At 51.5% G+C, this 17,994-nt stretch carries 21 protein-coding genes; 3 read left to right on the top strand and 18 right to left on the bottom strand.

The features are described 5' to 3' along the window. Positions 1-80: 80 nt before the first annotated feature. Genes GQS10_RS10555 through GQS10_RS10540 form a run of 4 tightly spaced genes read right to left on the bottom strand, consistent with a single transcriptional unit; the run spans position 81 to position 3,699 of the window. Complete coding sequence (locus tag GQS10_RS10555) at positions 81-968, bottom strand: metal ABC transporter permease (protein ID WP_166241806.1); 888 nt, start codon at positions 966-968, stop codon at positions 81-83. After that, the gene (locus GQS10_RS10550; RefSeq protein WP_166241805.1) at positions 965-1,906 is read right to left on the bottom strand and encodes a metal ABC transporter permease; all 942 of its coding nucleotides are present in this window, start codon (positions 1,904-1,906) and stop codon (positions 965-967) included. The genes GQS10_RS10555 and GQS10_RS10550 overlap by 4 nt, the downstream gene beginning before the upstream one ends. Positions 1,907-1,912: 6 nt before the next feature. Further along, entirely contained in the window at positions 1,913-2,683 is a 771-nt protein-coding gene (locus tag GQS10_RS10545) for a metal ABC transporter ATP-binding protein (protein WP_166241803.1), read from the bottom strand. Positions 2,684-2,727: 44 nt separating this feature from the next. Beyond that, complete coding sequence (locus GQS10_RS10540; protein ID WP_166241801.1) at positions 2,728-3,699, bottom strand: metal ABC transporter solute-binding protein, Zn/Mn family; 972 nt, start codon at positions 3,697-3,699, stop codon at positions 2,728-2,730. A 274-nt stretch (positions 3,700-3,973) separates the two neighbouring features. Between GQS10_RS10540 and GQS10_RS10535 the strand changes: the two genes are divergently transcribed. Further along, positions 3,974-5,305, top strand: a complete 1,332-nt coding sequence (locus GQS10_RS10535; protein WP_166241799.1) for a sensor domain-containing diguanylate cyclase — start codon at positions 3,974-3,976, stop codon at positions 5,303-5,305. Between the two features lie 17 nt (positions 5,306-5,322). Here GQS10_RS10535 and GQS10_RS10530 read toward each other — a convergent pair whose 3' ends face one another. After that, positions 5,323-5,952, bottom strand: coding sequence for an HD domain-containing protein (locus GQS10_RS10530; RefSeq protein ID WP_166241797.1), 630 nt, complete (start codon positions 5,950-5,952; stop codon positions 5,323-5,325). Positions 5,953-6,037: 85 nt separating this feature from the next. Here GQS10_RS10530 and GQS10_RS10525 point away from each other — a divergent pair, with 85 nt between their 5' ends. Then, positions 6,038-6,865: a Cof-type HAD-IIB family hydrolase gene (locus tag GQS10_RS10525; protein WP_166241795.1), complete on the top strand. Its 828-nt coding sequence runs from the start codon at positions 6,038-6,040 to the stop codon at positions 6,863-6,865. Positions 6,866-6,939: 74 nt separating this feature from the next. On the opposite strand, the gene GQS10_RS10520 is transcribed toward GQS10_RS10525, so the two are convergent. The 3 genes from GQS10_RS10520 to GQS10_RS10510 form a co-directional block, all read right to left on the bottom strand. After that, a complete protein-coding gene (locus GQS10_RS10520; protein ID WP_166241793.1) occupies positions 6,940-7,350 on the bottom strand; it encodes a hypothetical protein in 411 nt (136 codons plus the stop codon). A 93-nt stretch (positions 7,351-7,443) separates the two neighbouring features. Continuing rightward, positions 7,444-8,253: a pyruvate, water dikinase regulatory protein gene (locus tag GQS10_RS10515; RefSeq protein WP_166241791.1), complete on the bottom strand. Its 810-nt coding sequence runs from the start codon at positions 8,251-8,253 to the stop codon at positions 7,444-7,446. Beyond that, a complete protein-coding gene (locus GQS10_RS10510) occupies positions 8,253-8,756 on the bottom strand; it encodes a dihydrofolate reductase (protein ID WP_166241789.1) in 504 nt (167 codons plus the stop codon). Before GQS10_RS10510 ends, GQS10_RS10515 begins: the two co-directional genes overlap by 1 nt. Before the next feature lie 85 nt (positions 8,757-8,841). Here GQS10_RS10510 and GQS10_RS10505 point away from each other — a divergent pair, with 85 nt between their 5' ends. Then, positions 8,842-9,684: a DUF2935 domain-containing protein gene (locus GQS10_RS10505; protein WP_341805041.1), complete on the top strand. Its 843-nt coding sequence runs from the start codon at positions 8,842-8,844 to the stop codon at positions 9,682-9,684. A 24-nt stretch (positions 9,685-9,708) separates the two neighbouring features. Here GQS10_RS10505 and GQS10_RS10500 read toward each other — a convergent pair whose 3' ends face one another. The 10 genes from GQS10_RS10500 to GQS10_RS10455 form a co-directional block, all read right to left on the bottom strand. Continuing rightward, positions 9,709-10,665, bottom strand: coding sequence for a thymidylate synthase (locus GQS10_RS10500; protein WP_166241787.1), 957 nt, complete (start codon positions 10,663-10,665; stop codon positions 9,709-9,711). A 104-nt stretch (positions 10,666-10,769) separates the two neighbouring features. Then, the gene (locus GQS10_RS10495; protein ID WP_166241785.1) at positions 10,770-11,267 is read right to left on the bottom strand and encodes a metallophosphoesterase family protein; all 498 of its coding nucleotides are present in this window, start codon (positions 11,265-11,267) and stop codon (positions 10,770-10,772) included. Between the two features lie 4 nt (positions 11,268-11,271). Next, complete coding sequence (gene ytxJ, locus GQS10_RS10490) at positions 11,272-11,613, bottom strand: bacillithiol system redox-active protein YtxJ (RefSeq protein WP_166241783.1); 342 nt, start codon at positions 11,611-11,613, stop codon at positions 11,272-11,274. 42 nt (positions 11,614-11,655) lie between these two features. Continuing rightward, positions 11,656-12,054 (bottom strand): hypothetical protein, encoded by a 399-nt coding sequence (locus tag GQS10_RS10485; protein WP_166241781.1) that lies wholly within the window; start codon positions 12,052-12,054, stop codon positions 11,656-11,658. Positions 12,055-12,166: 112 nt separating this feature from the next. Next, positions 12,167-12,379: a hypothetical protein gene (locus GQS10_RS10480; protein ID WP_166241779.1), complete on the bottom strand. Its 213-nt coding sequence runs from the start codon at positions 12,377-12,379 to the stop codon at positions 12,167-12,169. 58 nt (positions 12,380-12,437) lie between these two features. Continuing rightward, positions 12,438-13,100 (bottom strand): GDSL-type esterase/lipase family protein, encoded by a 663-nt coding sequence (locus GQS10_RS10475; RefSeq protein WP_166241777.1) that lies wholly within the window; start codon positions 13,098-13,100, stop codon positions 12,438-12,440. A gap of 100 nt (positions 13,101-13,200) precedes the next feature. Then, positions 13,201-14,103, bottom strand: coding sequence for an arginase (gene rocF / locus GQS10_RS10470; protein ID WP_166241775.1), 903 nt, complete (start codon positions 14,101-14,103; stop codon positions 13,201-13,203). Between the two features lie 25 nt (positions 14,104-14,128). Then, a complete protein-coding gene (locus GQS10_RS10465) occupies positions 14,129-15,052 on the bottom strand; it encodes a proline dehydrogenase family protein (protein WP_166241864.1) in 924 nt (307 codons plus the stop codon). Between the two features lie 22 nt (positions 15,053-15,074). Further along, on the bottom strand, positions 15,075-16,625 hold the full coding sequence (pruA, locus tag GQS10_RS10460) for an L-glutamate gamma-semialdehyde dehydrogenase (RefSeq protein ID WP_166241773.1): 1,551 nt from the start codon (positions 16,623-16,625) through the stop codon (positions 15,075-15,077). Further along, the gene (locus GQS10_RS10455) at positions 16,625-17,839 is read right to left on the bottom strand and encodes an ornithine--oxo-acid transaminase (protein ID WP_279537972.1); all 1,215 of its coding nucleotides are present in this window, start codon (positions 17,837-17,839) and stop codon (positions 16,625-16,627) included. The genes pruA and GQS10_RS10455 overlap by 1 nt, the downstream gene beginning before the upstream one ends. Positions 17,840-17,994: the final 155 nt, after the last annotated feature.

Genomic DNA, 17,994 nt, shown 5'->3' with positions numbered 1-17,994 from the left:
CTTTCTATTGTAACATGATCTCTAGAAAAACAATAGGCTGCCCGACAGGACAGCCTAAATCTTTACCTAAAATCATTCCCTTACAGGCTCTGCTGCTTCAACGCAAGTGCACGAAGACGAAGTCGCTTCCACACAACACCGTGACTCGGGGAGAAAAGCAAAGCAAGGATAAATAGAATGCCGGCCACAGTAATCATACATCCGGCAATCGACGCATCCAGCAGGTACGACATGTAATAGCCGAGCACTGCACTGAGCGCACCTACGCTAATGCTCCATACGATCATCCAGCCAAGCTTCTCCGTCAACAGGTACGCTGTAGCAGCCGGTACAATAAGCATACCGACAACGAGCACGGCGCCGACACTTTCGAATGAAGCAACAGTCGTAATGGAAACGAGCGTCATCAAGATATAATGGAACAGCACAACCGGAATTCCAAGGGCGGCCGCCATCGCCGGATCAAAAGAACCGATTTTGAATTGCTTATAGAACAAACCAATGACGATTGCACTCAGCAATAGGGCTCCACCTGAAGCCCACACGGCCTTCGGACCCAGCTCATGGCCGAACAGCTCTAGTGTATTCCATGGGACGTATGCAATTTCACCGTACAGCACACAGTCCAAATCCAAATCGATTTGTCTCGTATAAATGCTTACCAAGACGACACCAACGGAGAACAGTGCTGTAAACACAACTCCAATCGAAGCATCAGCCTGCACCCCGCCGTTCGTAAACATTTGAATCAGGAAAACGGTCAGTAGACCGACTACTGCGGCCCCAAGCATCATAAACAGAGAATCACGCGAACCGCTGAGCAAAAACGCGACCACGATACCCGGCAGCACGCTATGGGAAATTGCATCCCCGATCATGGACATCTTGCGAAGCACTAAAAATACGCCGACGAGGCTGCACGCGGAGGCAACCAGGATTCCCGTAAGCAAAATCCAGAAATCGTTCATCCGTGATGCACCTCCTTCGCCACACGAACACGCTGCTGCCGCTGCTCTTCTATGATCAGCTTATTCGTCCTTGAACGACGGATCGCTCTCGCCACAATGCCCCGCTGAGGAGCAAACAGCACGGATACCGTAAAGAACACGGTCGCTGCTAAGACACTGAGTGGACCGGTCGGCAAATTGTTGGCAAGCGTACTGAGCAAAGTGCCGACAATCCCGCTTAAAGCACCGAAAATGCCCGATAAGACGACCATGACGCCAAGCCGCTCCGTCCAGTAGCGCGCCGCTACGGCCGGCGTAATTAATAACGCCGCCATAAGCACAACCCCCACCGCCTGAATGCCGACAACAACGGCGATCACGATAAACAGCATCATGAGCTGATCCAGAAACGCCACAGGGAAGCCGAGGCCGCGGGCAAAGCCGGGATCAAAGCTCATCAGCTTAAATTCCTTAAACAAGAGAGCGCAAACCCCTACAAGCACGATGCAGACAACCATCATCGTATATACGTCAGAGGCAATCATCGAGGCCGCCTGACCGAACAAAAACTTATCCAGCCCGGCTTGGTTTCCGCTTGCGCTGTGCTGAATTTGCGTCAGCAGCACGATTCCAAAGCCGAAAAATACGGACAATACGATACCGAGCGCGGCATCCTGTTTAATCCGTGAATTCCTCGTAACGTAACCGATACCGAAGGTAGCGAGCAGCCCAGCTGCAACCGCTCCGATCATAAAGAAAATAATCGATTTCGTTCCGGTCAGCATAAACGCAATACAAACGCCCGGCAGTGCAGCATGGGAGAGCGCGTCTCCCATGAGCGACTGCTTGCGCAAATAAGCAAAGCTGCCAAGCACCCCGCTGCACAATCCCAGCAGCATACTGCCCATCAATATCCACTGCGTATTCGGATCCGTCAACAATTCAACCCAATTCAACATTCGTCATCACCTCGAAGTCACAATAAGGGGCGCATCCTGATCTTCACCGATAAAAGCCAGCTTGCCTCCATACGTACGCTGTAAATTTTGTTTATGAAACACTTCTTCCGCTGGGCCGATATCGACCAGCTGCACGTTCAGCAGCATCACCCAATCAAAGTATTCTTTGACGGTCGCTAAATCATGGTGAACGACGAGCACGGTTTTCCCCTGTGTTTTCAGCTCATTCAGCAGCGTAATAATGGCCTTCTCCGTCGCCGCATCGACACCGACGAACGGTTCATCCATAAAATACAAGCTGGCATCCTGCGCAAGCGCTCTAGCTAAAAAGATCCGCTGCTGCTGTCCGCCTGAAAGCTGGCTGATTTGCCGATCCGCGAATGCCTCCATACCGACTTTGCGCAAGCAATCCAGTGCGATTTTTCGTTCCTTTGCGCCTGGCCGCTTGAACCAGCCTAGATGACCATATCGCCCCATCATCACGACATCGAGCGCATTCGTTGGAAAGTCCCAATCCACCGATTCACGCTGAGGAACGTAACCGACGATGCCCCGCTGCTCCTTATAGGATTTCCCGTATACGGAGACGTCTCCGGTTACCTTCGGAATAAGACCCAGGGCCGCCTTAATCAGCGTTGATTTACCTGCCCCATTCGGACCTACGATGCCAATGAGCTTTCCCTCGGGTATATCAAACGAGATGTTTTCCAAAACAGGCTTTCGCTGATATGCTACCGTCAAATCTCGAATAGACAGCGGTGTTTCTGTTGCTTTCATCGCCAGCACTTCCTTTCCGATCTCGTAAGCTGCAGTAATATAAACTATTTCAATGCCTTAACAATCGTGTCTACGTTGTGGCGGACCATACCGATATAGGTTCCTTCTTCCGTTCCCGGCTCTCCCATGGCGTCGGAGAACAGCTCTCCGCCGATCGAAACCTCGTGACCCTTCTCCTTCGCTCCTTGAACTACGGCTTCAATCGAACGTTTCGGAACGCTGGACTCTACAAACACCGCTTTAATTTTGTTATCAACAAGGAAATCCCTTAACTCCGAAACATCCTTCGAGCCATATTCAGATGCAGTGGATAAACCTTGAAGACCTTTTACATCGACCTCGTATGCACGGCCAAAATATCCGAACGCGTCATGCGCTGTAACAAGTACGCGCTGCGACTTTGGAATCGAAGCCAGCTGCTCTTTTGCGTATGTGTGCAGCTCTTCCAATTTCTTTAAGTATGTTTCTGCATTTTTCTTATAGTCATCGGCACGCGCAGCATCCTGCTCGACTAAGGTATCGCGAACGACCTCGACCGCCTTCATCCAAAGCGTAACGTCAAACCAGATGTGCGGGTCGAATTCTTCTCCCAGAGAAGCGTCGCCGGCAAGCAGTACGCTTTTGTCTACCCCTTTAGACACAGCAACAACAGGCTTTTCCTTGCTGATTTTCTCTAAAATCTCCTGCATCTTTCCTTCCAAGAACAAGCCGTTATAAAAAATCAAATCGGCCTCATCGAGCTTTTTAATGTCCCCTTGCGAAGCTTTATATAAATGAGGGTCAACGCCAGCCTTCATCAAGCCCGTCACCTCGACATGCTCGCCCCCAACCTGCTCTACAATATCCGTAACCATACCGATGGTAGTCGTAATTGCCAGCTTCTTCGTATTGCCGGATTCCGCTGGATTTTGTTCCGATGCTTGATTTGGAGCCTGTGTCTGCTGTGCGCAGCCTGCTGCAGCTATCGCGATGATGAGTGTAAAAATCGTGATCAAGACTCGTTTCATTTTACCCATTGTAAAATCTCTCCTTTTCCCCACCCATAATATAATGTTTCGTACAAGCAATAGGTTTTCCCCAGGGCAACATTTTCCCCAAAAAAGATAGGCCGTGCTTATTGCACATTACCTATAATATTAACCTATCACAATATTATTGCCTGTTCAATACTTTTTTTCCCTAACGCAACTTTAAGAATTTATTTAGGCGATTTTCAGTAACTTTTCATGGGAAGGAGCATAGGTTAATGGTATTATAGAACTATGCATTTCAGTCGAGGGAGATCGAATTATGTCGTTTAATCAAGACAATGACCGTAACGGCACTTCCACTTCATTATCCGATATAGAAAAAAAGCTCATCCGCCTCGAATCCGTCGTTGAGCATTTGCCTGCGGCTGTATTGATAGAGGATGAAAATAGAACTATCGTATTCGTGAATGATCAGTTTCTTCAATTGTTTCGGCTGACGCTGCCACGTGAAAGCCTCATCGGTCTCCCGATCGACGAGGTGCAGCAGCTTTCCGAGCAGGATCGCCCCGGAACCGGAGGCTTGTTTAAGCATTTGCTGAAGCCGAATATACCGGATGAGCTGCTCTTAAAGGATGGGACGATTCTAGAGCGGATCTGCTCGCCGATTGCATCGGATGAGCTAAATCTCGGCTCAATGTGGCAGTTCCGGGACGTAACGGAGAAGCGCAGAGCGCTTTATGCGCTTCGTGAAAGCGAGGAAAGATACCGGAAGCTGATCGAGCTGTGTCCGGATCCAGTATTTGTTCATTGTGAAGGCATTGTCGTATTTGCCAACGATAAGGTGAAGGAATATTTACGCATGGAGCACGCGGAAGAGCTGCTTGGTCAAAATATTTATAACCTCATTCATCCTGATGATCACGAAAGCTCAATCAACCTTATCAAAAATGCCGCACAAAAAAACAAACCTTTAGAGCCGGCGGAGGCCCGTATTGTAAGAAAGGACGGCTCTCTCATAAATATGGAGTTTTCGCTTTCCCCCATTACTTATAATGGTCAAGAAGCCTTTCTTGGGATCGGACGGGACGTCACCGAACGAAAGCAGCAGGAGCAGAAGCTGCAGGAAGCCAACGAAATGCTGAAGCGGCTTTCCCATATGGATGGACTGACCGGTATACCCAACCGGAGATATTTTGATGAAACGATGTACCGGGAATGGAAGCGCAGCGCTAGAAATTCTGCACCGCTGTCCGTGATCATGCTCGACATTGACTATTTCAAGGATTATAACGATTATTACGGGCATCAAGGCGGGGATGCGTGCTTGAAACTGGTCGCGGAAACACTCACTAACCATTTGGAACGGAACACCGACTTTGTATCGCGATTTGGCGGAGAAGAATTTGTGATCATTTTGCCGGACACTCCCCGCAGCGGGGCCGCTTTTGTAGCCGAAAGACTGCGAAAAGCCGTAGAGGACTTAGCAATCCCCCATGTTCGCTCGAATGTAAGCGGTGTGGTCACGATCAGCGTAGGGGCGGCAGGAGTCGTGCCTAATAGCTTCAGTGAACCGCAGGAGCTGATCGCGCAAGCGGACAAGGCGCTCTACCAAGCAAAGCAGAATGGACGAAATCAAGTGAAGCTCTTTTAAATGTAACAGCCGGGCAGCTACCCGGCTGTTTCTTTATTAGGCTCAATGCGAAACACGCAGCCTTCACTTTGGAAGAGCAGGACATGCTGCCAGTGATCGGCGGCTGGCTGAGATTTCTTGCGAATCTTTTTCTCATAGCGCTGCAGATCCATCCCCTTCGTCGTGAGAGCAATCGTTCTCTCCTCCCCGCGCATGACAACCTCTGCCCGTATATTCGCCTCTTGGCGATGCTCGTAATCCAGCACATCTGCGATACGCAGAATTGCAATCAAGGATCGGACCGCGTTAAGCTGCGTTGAATCGGTCCACTGCTCCAAACCGGCGTCGCCCCGTTTGCGGTGATTTCGGGCAAGGCATGCCGCCGTCCTGCGCGCCCCCTCCTCCATTCCGTCCAGCAGCGGATCATTCAAAATCAAATACTCCCCATGCTCATGATGCTTTCGCTCGCTTATAAAATGACCGACGTCATGCATTAGCGCCGATACTTCCAGCAGCTCCGAACAGCTTGCGTCAAGCTTATGAACGCTTATCAGCTCTCGAAACAGCTTCCCGCTAAGCGCAGCGACATGCCTGACATGGGCAAGGTCTGTCTGGTATTTGCGGATAAAACGCCCTATATAACGCACATCAATTTTCGCATCATCCATGTTTCTCAATCCTTCCTGATTTCATGTTGCGTTTCCGTTGGAAACATCGTAAGGTTAAACCAGAATAGATAAAGGGAGAGATACTATGTACAAACTGATACTCATCGATATCGACGATACACTTTTGAACGACGACCGCCAAATCTCAGCGGGAACACGCGAGGCGCTGAAGCAGGCGATGGACAAGGGTGTCGTAGTGACACTTGCCACCGGCCGGATGTACGCTTCCGCCAAACAAATTGCCGGCAGTTTGCAATTAAATGTACCGCTTATTACGTACCAAGGCTCCCTGGTAAAAACACTGCTTGACGAGAACGTGCTGTACGAGCGTTCGGTACCCGCGGAAAGCGCGGTAAAATTATACGAATACTGCAAAGAGCATGGACTGCATTTGCAGTTATATCACGACGATATCCTGTACGTGCAAGAAGATAATGATAAAGCGAAAGCTTACGCCGACCTCTCCAAAATCCCCTACACCGTGCATCCCGATTTTGAGCAGCTGGTCCGCCAGTCCATGACAAAGATGCTTGTTATCGATGAGCCTGAGGTGCTTGATCGTCACGCCATCGTTTTGAAGGAGCTGATTGGCGGTGATGTGCATATTACGAAGTCGAAGCCGAACTTCCTAGAATTTGTCCATAAAGAAGGGACGAAAGGTGACGCGCTGCGGTTTTTAGCCTCCCATTGCGGCTGCCAAATTGAGGAAACAATCGCATTCGGTGACAGCTGGAACGATATGGAGATGATTACCACCGCCGGACTAGGTGTAGCCATGGGCAACGCCGTGCCTGCGCTGAAGGCGGCAGCGGATTACGTGACCCTGTCCAACAACGACGATGGCGTAAAGCATGTCATCGACGCCTTCATCCTTGGCACCGCCGAAAAAATTGCGCAGCCTGCACAAAAATAACTACGCAGTAAAGTCAACTGCAAAGAGAAGAAAAGCCTGCTGAGTCATCAACAGGCTTTCCAGAACAGCTCCCTTTATAGGGAGCTGTTTGTTTTTGAGCGGTTAAAATAAGGCTGACCTAATCGCGCGATCAAAAATAATTCCAAAGACGGCACCCAATGCCAATCCTCCTGCTGAAACGCGACAATGCCGATTTCTGTGGATGGATTTTGCACCAGCCGGTCCCATTCCGGTGAGACCGGAATCAAGTGGAGCGGACGGAGCCGCGTCCCGAGCCCCCCGTAAGAGAATGCCCGTCCGATATACTGAAGCTGGTTATTTCCTAACAGAAAAAACAGGCCCGGATAGGCCTCCCACGAGGTCCAAAGCTCCGGGCTATTGCGCAGCTCACCGAGTGTGGTGGAGCAGCTCGTCTTCGGCAACACCTTAGCAGCGCCGATAAAATGCTCTATATATTGCCAAACGATTCCCTTATTAGCTCTCACTCGGTATCGATCACCCGTTACATCGTAAGTCGTAAGTCCTATTCACATTGTATCAAAAACGCACCTGACTTACATCCATTTTTTACGAACCGCTTATCCTTGCTGGAGCAGCTCCAAAATGACATTGGCTGTCTCTTCAATCGCATTATCGGTTACATCGAGCAGCGTACAGCCGAGCTTTTCCGCCAAGCTCCTGGCATACTGGAGCTCCTCCCGAATCCGTTCACGTGTGGCATACTGCGCGTTTGCCGGAAGCCCCAGCGTTTTCAGCCGTTCATTGCGAATTTTCAGCATCTGCTCCTCGTTCATCGTCAGCCCGATTATTTTGCGGCTGTCAATATGGAACAGCTCCTTCGGAAGCTTAACCTCCGGAATGAGCGGCAAATTCGCCACCTTATAGCCCTTATGCGCCAAGAAGACGCTGAGAGGCGTTTTGGAGGTTCGGGACACTCCGACAAGCACGATTTGCGCTTCCAGCAAGCATGAAGGATCTCGACCATCGTCGGCCCGCACAGCGAATTCGATAGCCTCGACCCGGCGGAAATAGTCCTCGTCCATCTTATGCAGCAAGCCCGGCTGGCGCTTCGGGGAATCATCATAGGTATCGATAAACGCCTGCATCATCGGCCCCATAATATCGACAGTGCGAATTGATAAGCGCAGCGCCTCTTCCCTCATCACCTCGCGCAAATGAGGCTGGACCAGCGTATACGCGACAAAGCCCCCTGTTCTAGCCGCCTCATCTAGAATCGTACGGATTTCGGCCTCATAACGGATATGTCCGAACTTCCTGATTTTCACCTGCTCCGCGTTAAATTGCCGAATTGTCGCTTTGGCAACGGCCTCTGCAGTCTCCCCGAGCGAATCGGATAACAAAAACAAAACATACGGTTTTTCGGACATCAGGCTTGTTCCTTTCTCCGGTACACTTCAAACACATGAGGGTGACGATTTTTCTCGTCAACCATCCCTTCCCGGCGGAATTCGAGCTCCCATTGCGACTCATCGTACTCTGGGAAAAAGGTATCCCCTTCGAATGTGCCGGAAATTCGGGTCACGTAAAGCTTATCGGCCAGCGGAAGGAAGCTGCGGAACAAATCGGCGCCTCCAAAAATAAAGACCGGCTGACCGGCAAATCGTTCCCGCACCTCCTCGAAGGAATGAACAACCACGCAGCCTTCTGGAGCATAGTCCTTTTGTCTCGTCACAATCACATTCGTCCGTCCTGGCAGCGGTCGTCCGATCGACTCATAGGTACGTCTGCCCATCACCAACGGGTGTCCCATCGTAACCTGCTTCACATAAGCTAAATCAGCAGGAAGCCTCCAAGGCAGCGTGTTCTGGTAGCCGATCACCCGCCGGTCATCCATCGCCCAAAGTAAATTAATGAAACCCGGCTCAACCATATTTTTATACACCTCATCATCAAGTTGTGGGACATTACTGCATATATGTCTTATAGTGAATGAATTCCTGTTAGGAGGGATCCGAGTGGCGGTAACGGAAATGCAGCTCACTCTGGAGCAAGAACACCGTTTTTGGCTGGAAGTCCTGGAAGACCACGCGTATTTTGTCCGCGACCATCTTGCGCCTGAAGAAAGCAATTGGATTGAGCAGACGCAAGTGTATATTAACCGTTTTTCCGAGCTGCTGTCCAACGTACCGAGCGCTGCATCTGCGGGTAACGCGCCCGCCTCTCCGATCTGGGTTCAATTTGCCCGAAATGTCTACCCCGTTGCTTTCGGCTATTTCCAGTTTGAAGGAAGAATGCAGCGGCTCCGGATCGCGAATGAAGTCAACTTAAACCTGACCCCTACATATTTGAACGGCACACTGAATGAGAATCAGGAATATGTGCGCATGCTCGCATACTGGGTGAACGGGGATACTCCGCCTCCCCTTCCGCTGGCGGATCTGCTTGATTTATGGCTGGAGGATCAGCTCGGTCACGCCATACTGCTGCGCAACATTCTCGACCCCGTCGAAATCATGCTTTCCGAACAGGCAGGACGATTCGCCCAAGAGCTGCAAGCTTATATTGTTAAAAATAAAGCAATGCGCGGCTATTTGCGTTTTACCCCGCCGAACTTTCCGGCCCAGCGCCAGTTTGCCCTTCATGTGGGCAAAACGACCGTCGATTTTTACCGGTTCGTCAAAAGCGTTGTCTCTTCCTACCGGAATGATACGCTGCTCAACCGCACAACGCTGCGGTTTTTGGAGCATCACTATCCCGAAACCTGCTATTTACTGTTCAAATTAGCTGAATTCGAGCCTGCCATCCCGGTTCCGGGGGACTGCTCGTTATCCAAGCCTTCGTTTCGGGAAACAACATGACCGGGCTGCACAAGCTTGGTCCTATTACACCGCCACGGGGGCTTTAATAGCTGGATGCGGCTCATATCCTTCCAGCTGTACGTCCTTCACCTCATAGTCAAATACTGAGGAAATGTCCGGATTTAGCTTCAGGCGAGGAAGCTCCCTCGGCTCTCGTGACAGCTGGAGCTTAATTTGCTCCAAATGGTTGATATAAATATGCGCATCGCCAAGTGTATGAACGAATTCACCGGGCGTAAGCCCGCATTCCTTGGCGATCATATGCGTAAGCAGCGCATAGCTGGCAATGTTAAACGGAATGCCGAGAAAAATATCTCCGCTGCGCTGATAAAGCTGACAGGAAAGCTTGCCTTCCGCTACATAAAATTGAAACATTGTATGACAAGGCGGCAGCGCCATGGAAGGGACATCCTCCGGCGACCAGGCTGAAACGATTAGGCGCCGTGAATCCGGCGTCTTGCGGATCGCTTCAATCACATCCTTCAGCTGATCGATCGTGCCGCCGGTCGATGTGCGCCACTCCCGCCACTGCTTGCCGTATATGTTTCCAAGCTCCCCATATTGCCGGGCAAAGCTGTCATCGCTTACAATCCGTGCTTTAAACGCCTCCATCTGCTCCTCGTACTGGAGACGAAACGCCTCGTCCTGCTGCGAACGAAGTCCGAAGTTCGTCATATCCGGCCCGCTATACTCCGGACTTTCCACCCATTTCTTAAACGCCCATTCATTCCAAATATTGTTATTATGCTTCAATAAATATTGAATGTTAGTATCGCCCTTCATGAACCAAAGCAGTTCACTTTTTACAAGCCCAAAGGGAACACGCTTCGTGGTCAAAAGCGGAAATCCTTCAGAAAGATCGAAGCGCATCTGATAACCGAACGTAGAAATCGTGCCTGTGCCTGTCCGGTCTTCCTTCCGCTTCCCATTTTCCAGCACATATCGAAGCAGGTTTAAATACTCATTTTCATTACGGCTCATTGGTCCTATTCCCCTCAGCTTTTCGCAAATACGCTTTTTTGCCATTATAGCAAAAAAGCCTGCGTGTGGTCACACGAGGCTTTCCGGATTTTATTTCGGGTCAGCTATTCCTTACTGTCGTAATAATAATGCTTTGCGTCAATCCCTTGTTCGCCAAGCTCAATAATTCCGTACGAAAACTGGGGCTGCCGCCTTTTGTCCGTAGGTGAACCCGGATTAAACAGCAGCGTTTCTCCACGCTGTTCTTTGTAAGGAACATGGGAGTGTCCGAATATAATGATTTCAGGCTTTGCCGCAAAAAACGCCGCCCACGCATTTTCCGGAGTCGAACGATAACCGTCGCCATGGACAAGGCCGAACCTGTACCCTCCCGCTTCGATAATTTTCTGCCGTCCGAATTGGCGTTCAATATCGTCGCCATCGTTATTTCCGGCTACCCCATCGACCGGAGCGAGCTCCTCCAGCCAATAAAGCACTTCAAGCTCCGTCCAGTCCCCGGCGTGTAAAATGCGGTCGACCCCTTCGAGGCCTTTCATCAATGCAGACGGGGGACGCTTCGCCCTTGCAGGCATATGCGTATCGGCTACGATCCCGATTTTCATATCGTTAATCCAGTACGGCCGTCATATGCTTCTTTGTAATCGACCAATGCGAGGAGTTCCAGGTCTGCTCTTTTTTCTCAATTCTCATGATCTGCGGTGATGCATGCTTTAAAGAAAGATCCTCTGCGATTTGGTTGGAAACCGGTCTGGATTCAATCACCTTCACCAGCACATATTCCACATCCTCGCGAGGCTGCCCGCCTAAATAATCGTCGAATTCCTCAAGCGCCGCTGCGCTTACCGGACAAGCGGTGCTGTGCTTAAAAAGGACGACCGGACGTTGTTCCGACGTAGCATAGACGTCTTTCCATTCGTCCAAGGTCGTGATTTCGCGCCATTTTGCCATGATCGATGCTCCTTCGCTGTTTTAGTTCTTCTCATTGTAGCGTCACGGAAGCATCGTTTCAACCTGCGAGGCCATCGGCTGAAGCGCGTAGCCTCCCTTGGCATAAAAATCGTCCTGAATCAGCATGAAATCGCCGTGAGTCGAACGCAAAATATGATATTCAAGCGTATTAAGCGAGCGGGTCAACAGCTTTCGCATATGACGCTCGCATAAATGTACTTCGACCTCATCCGCGTACAATCCCGCTGGGGAAGAGCAGATTTCACAATCATGCGATTCCATTAAAGACGGATACACACGAAGCAGGCCGATCGGCAGCTCTCCAAGCGCATACATGAGCTGATGCTGGCCGCAAAGCACAAAACGGTGCTGCCCGTTATCCATAATCGCCAGTTGATGCTTTACGTGAACCCCGCAGTTTTGAACGCTGCAACTCAACATTTCTTCTCACTCCCAGGTACGAAATATCGTAATCTTTCATTCTAGTATAAGTGGAGTGATATAAAATGTTTGTCTAAACCTCTTGTCGAACAGCAAGTATTTTTCGACCGTTTTATACGAGCGCGCCCTGCTGCTGGTCCCAGATCGTAGCAATCAGCATCACCGTGTAACGCTGTTCTCCCGACGGGATAATTTGCTTCACAACCACATCGTCGGGGCAGGTATGACTGATCTCCGCAATTCTTGATTTCGCCTGCTCCAGCTCTTCGCTCAGCGACTGGGTTGCATTCATTTCCACATCCATAAAAAACTCGCGGATGCGCATGGTTTTCCCTCCTCGACTCGAATTAAGTTCATTTACGAACCCGTTACATGAATATGAGCTAATCCTTGTTCAACATACCGCACAATTTCGTGTCTAAAGGCGAGTACCCCGCATCGGCTGTTTTCAACGCCATTTGCTCGTACCCTTCTGCTGTCGGATGGACCATGTCGTCCGAAATCAATCCTTCTTCTCTCGACTCAAACACATCGTAGAGCTGAATAACACACACATTTCGTTTATGAAAACGAGTCAGCAGGCGATTTAAGCGTCTCACCCAATAATCCGCTTCCTCAATTTCCGGAAATGGATTATACAGCCCCAGCAAACGGATTGCACAGTCTTCAGAGCCCCCTTGCACCTCCGAAATTCGTCCAAGAAGCTCACGAACAGCATGCAAATACGTTTTCAAAGCCTGCGTCAGCAGCTGTGCATCCCCATTCGTATAATAAACTCTGGCTGCGTTTAATAAATCATTGCCTCCGACCGTGATCGTTATGAGCTCAGCCGTCTTCACCTTGGCCTGCAGCGCCGGGTCGGTATGAAGCAGCTGTGCGGTATCCGATGCGGTTGCCCCGACAATACCTGCATTGTGGAGCTCTACTGGACAGTCCAAGCTATGCTCGGCGAGCTTGCGGAGCACTTCAGGAAAGGAAGCTTCTCCACTGACTCCATAGCCAAACGTTAACGAATCGCCGAGCGCAACATATCGAATGGTTTTCATGCCGCATCCCTCCGTTTTTCCAAATGAAGTTACTGTATCATATGGCGGAGAGCCCAGATTTGGGCTTGGACGCAACAAAATATTTGTAGTTTTACATAAGCTACATAATTTTTTCGCCAAATAAAGATCCGGCCAGCGCGACGGCGACCTCCGCTGTACGGTTCATCGTATCCAAAATCGGGTTCACCTCAACCAGCTCGGCGCTTGTGATAATCCCCGCATCAGCAAGCATTTCCATCGCAAGATGGCTTTCCCGGTAGGTCACACCGCCCGGTACAGGAGTCCCTACTCCCGGGGCATCCAAAGGGTCAATGGCATCTAAGTCCAGGCTGAGGTGAACCCCGTCTGTATGCTTGGATACAGCCGCAATGGCCTCCTCCATCACCTTTGTCATCCCCATCCGATCAATATCGTGCATGGTGTAGATGTGTACCCCTTTACTGCGTATAAAATCTCGCTCACCTTCATCCACGGATCTTGCACCGACGATAACGACATCCGTAGGATTCAGCTTCGCTTCTTGGCCGCCAATGCCTGTCAGATCCGGGTGACCATATCCCATCGCCACAGCAAGGGGCATCCCATGAATATTCCCGCTAGGGGATGTTTCAGGAATATTCACGTCGGCATGCGCGTCGAACCAGATGACCCCAAGTCTTTTCTTGTGCTGAAGGATCCCCTTTAACGTTCCGATGGAAATGCTGTGATCGCCGCCAACTACGAGAGGGAAAGCGCCCTGCTTAATCTCCGCATCTACTTTTCTGCAAAGCTCCGTACTTACTTTGATGATCTCGGGTAAGTATTTTAGCTTCTCGCCCTCCGGACCGTAATCCCCCGGGCGTTCCACGACGAGGTTGCCTTTATCGTGGAAGGTGTATCCAAGCTTCTCCATCCGCTGCTGCAAATGCGCGCAGCGCAGAGCGCTAGGTCCCATATCGACACCGCGGCGGTCCGCACCGAGATCCATCGGAACGCCGATCATGGAAATGGTCATTTGCTTCATGCCGACACCCTCCCCCAAGATACAATTATTTTCGGAAAAAGCCTCGTATTACAAACCAAAGATTAGCGGGACGTTCGGCGATCCTCCGGCTGAAATACGGGTACCACTGTTCCCCGTAGGGAGTATATACCCGAACGCGATACCCTTGCTCTACCAGCCTAAGCTGCAGACTCGACGAAATTCCATAAAGCATCTGGAATTCAAATCGATCCCTCGGAATCTTCTTCTTCTCGGTAAATTGAATGATATGCTGGATAATCCGCTCGTCATGTGTGGCAACGGCGGTATAGCAGCCGTCCTCCATATGCGCCTCGCACAGCTCAATATAGCTCCGGTCGACATCTGCTTTGGCAGGAAACGCCACTTCTTTAGGCTCCTTGTAGGCGCCCTTCACCACTCGCAAATTCGCCCCAAGCGCCGCGAGCTGCTTTCGGTCCGCCGCCGTCCGATACAAATACGATTGAAGCACCAGTCCCACGGTATCGGCGCCATACTGCTCGAACAGCTCCAAAAACAGCTTGATCGTAATGTCCGTAACCGGCGAATCCTCCATATCAATCCGCACAAATTGGCCGAGCGATTTGGCGTGAGCCAGCAGCTTTTTCATTTGCGCAAGACAGAGCGCCGGATCAATGAGGAGGCCAAGCTGTGTCAGCTTCACCGAGACGTTAGAGTTTAAGCGGTGGTCCCGTATCGCGTCCATCGTGCGAAGCACCATGTCCGCGGCCTCATCGGCCATTTCCCGGCTGCTTACGCTTTCTCCCAAGTAATCGAGGGTGACCAGCAGTCCCTGCCGGTTAAGCTGCTTTACCGCCTCTACAGTCAGCTCCAGCTGTTCGGCCGCCACAAAGCGCTGAACACCGATTCGCATGCCGTATTTCTGAAAAAAACCGCTGACCGCTTTGTTGCCTGCCGCCGTAAGCACCAATTTCCGCATCAAGCCCGTCATTGACATAGGCAGCTCCTAACCGCTACAGCTGCTCGGATACCAGCTTCGGCTGTGTAAATTGAAGCAGGTAGTCCGGGCCTCCCGCTTTAGAATCCGTGCCCGACATATTAAAGCCTCCGAACGGATGCACGCCGACAATTGCGCCGGTGCACTTCCGGTTAAAATACAGGTTCCCAACATGAAATTCGGAACGGGCAAGCTCCAAATGGCTGCGGTTGCGGCTGTACACGGCTCCGGTCAAGCCGTATTCCGTATTGTTAGCGATTTCCAGCGCATGCTTAAAATCGCGCGCCCGCGTAAAGCCCAGCACCGGCCCGAATATTTCTTCTTTCATGATGACCGCATCCGGCGATACATCGGCAAAAATCGTCGGCAGGATGAAGTAGCCTTCTTCACTGCCCGGACCGCCGCCGCACATGAGCCGGCCCTCGCCTTTTCCGGTTTCGATATATTGCAAAATCCGCTGATAAGCATGCTCATCGATCACCGGTCCCGTGTCGAAACGCGGATCGGAAGCATCCCCGACGGTTAATGCTTTTGTCAGCTCCACAACTCGTTCCAGCACTTGATCGTAAACCTCATCAACAATGATGGCACGCGAGCAGGCCGAGCATTTTTGCCCGGAGAAATTAAAGGCGCTGACAACGATCCCTCGCGCCGCTGCTTCAAGATCGGCATCGCGGTCAACGACGATCGAATCTTTACCGCCGAGCTCGCCAATAAAACGCTTCAGCCACAGCTGACCGCTGGAGGTTTTAGAGGCCAGCTCAAAGATTCGCAGCCCAACCTCACGCGATCCTGTAAAGGCCACATACCGGGTCAGCTTATGCTCCACCAGGAAATCGCCGATTTCCGCTCCGCTGCCCGGAATGAGCTGCACGACACCGGCAGGCATGCCTGCGTCCTCAAGGATTTCGTAGAACTTGTAGGCGATAACCGGCGTCGTGCTGGCTGGCTTAAGCACCACCGTATTTCCGGCCACGATCGAAGCCGTGGTCATGCCGACCATGATCGCCAGCGGGAAATTCCATGGCGGGATCACTACCCCGACCCCGAGCGGGATATAACGCAGGTCATTGTCCTCTCCCGGGATGGAAACGAGCTTCTTGGCGCTCGTTTCGTCCATTTCGATCATTTGACGAGCGTAATACTCCATAAAGTCGATCGCTTCCGCGGTGTCCGCATCGGCTTCCGCCCGCGATTTCCCAGCCTCGAGTACAAGCCACGCGCTGAACTCATGCTTTCTTCTGCGCAAGATGGCAGCGGCCTTAAACAGGACGCCGGCCCGCTCGCGGGACGAAGTCCGCGCCCACGACTGCAGCACGCGGTAGGCAGACTGCATCGCCTCCTCGGCATGCTGCTGGGTTGCCTTGGCGCTGTAGCCGATCACCTCCGCTTTGCGGGACGGGTTACGAGAGACGATCTTCTCGTCGGTCATCACTCGTTTTCCATCGATCACTAACGGATACTCCTGACCGAGCGATTGTGCCGCTTTTTGCAGCTGCGTTCGGAACGCTTCCTCCTCTGCAGCATCTTTAAAATTCGTAAATGGCTCTGGACGATACGGAATCATTAAGCATTCTCCTTTCCAAATACGGTGCGAATCGTTTGAATGGCCCATTCTAGGTCGTTTTCCGAGATGACAAGCGGAGGCGCCAGACGGATCACATGCTTATGCGTTTCTTTGCAGAGCAAGCCGGCAGCCTTGAGCTTTTCGCAAACCGGGCGGGCCATGCCATGCAGCTCGATGCCGATAAATAAACCTTTACCGCGGATGTTTTTAATATCCGGATGCTTGATTTCGCGGAGCTGCTCCAGCATAAACGTTCCAAGTCTAAGCGAACGCTCGGGCAGCCGCTCCTCCTCCATAACATCGAGCGACGCCGATGCGACGGCTGCTGCCAGCGGATTGCCCCCGAAGGTGGAGCCGTGCGAGCCCGGCTCAAATACCCCCAGCACCGGTTCGTCGGCAGCGACTGCCGATACCGGAAGCACGCCGCCGCCCAGCGCTTTGCCAAGGATGTACATGTCCGGCACGACATCATCCCAGTCGCAGGCGAACGTCTTGCCTGTACGGCCAAAGCCGGTCTGAATCTCGTCGGCCAGCAGAAGCACGTTGTGCTCGCGGCAAAGCTCCGCGCATTGCTTTAAGTAGCCGTCGGGAGGAATGACGATTCCCGCTTCCCCTTGAATCGGCTCAACGAGAAAAGCCGCCGTTTTGTCGGTAATGGCTTCACGCAGCGCGGCCGCATCACCGTAAGGGATGATCTTGAAGCCGGGCGTAAATGGGCCAAAGCCGTCTTTGTACTCCGGCGAGGATGAAAAAGACGTCACCGTGATCGTTCTTCCGTGAAAATTGCCTTCGCAAACGATGATTTCCGCCTCACCGTCGGGAACACCCTTTTTCCGGTACGCCCAGCGCCTTGCCGCCTTAATGGCGGTTTCCACTGCTTCCGCACCGGTATTCATCGGGAGCACCATCTGCTTGCCGGTAATTCTCGTCAGACGCTCGTAAAAATGAGCCAGCGGCTCGTTGTAAAAGGCTCGCGATGTCAGCGTGACCTGATCCGCTTGCTCCTTCAGCGCCTGAATGATCTTCGGATGACGGTGCCCCTGGTTAAGCGCGGAGTACCCGCTCAGCATATCCATGTAGCGATTGCCTTCAGGGGCCTCTACCCAAACGCCCTCCGCTTTGGAAATGACAATGGGAAGCGGATGGTAGTTTTTGGCGCCGAGTCGTTCTGTCATTTGGATCGCTTGCTGCGATCCTCCACGAGGCTCGTTCAAATCATATCAACTCCTGTTCCGTAGGCTTGCTATGCCTTAATGTACGGAAAAAGCAGGAGGTTTATAACTGCATTAGTTGAACAATGGTTAATAATAAAGAAAAGCCTGTCACAGAAGGGAAAAGAAAGGGTAAAAAAATACGAGCCCGTCTGTTG

The organism is Paenibacillus turpanensis (assembly GCF_011421635.1).
Classification (GTDB): Bacteria; Bacillota; Bacilli; order Paenibacillales; family YIM-B00363; genus Paenibacillus_AK; species Paenibacillus_AK turpanensis.
The sequence above is the reverse complement of the archived record's forward strand: the minus strand, read 5'-3'. Positions and strand labels throughout refer to the sequence as shown.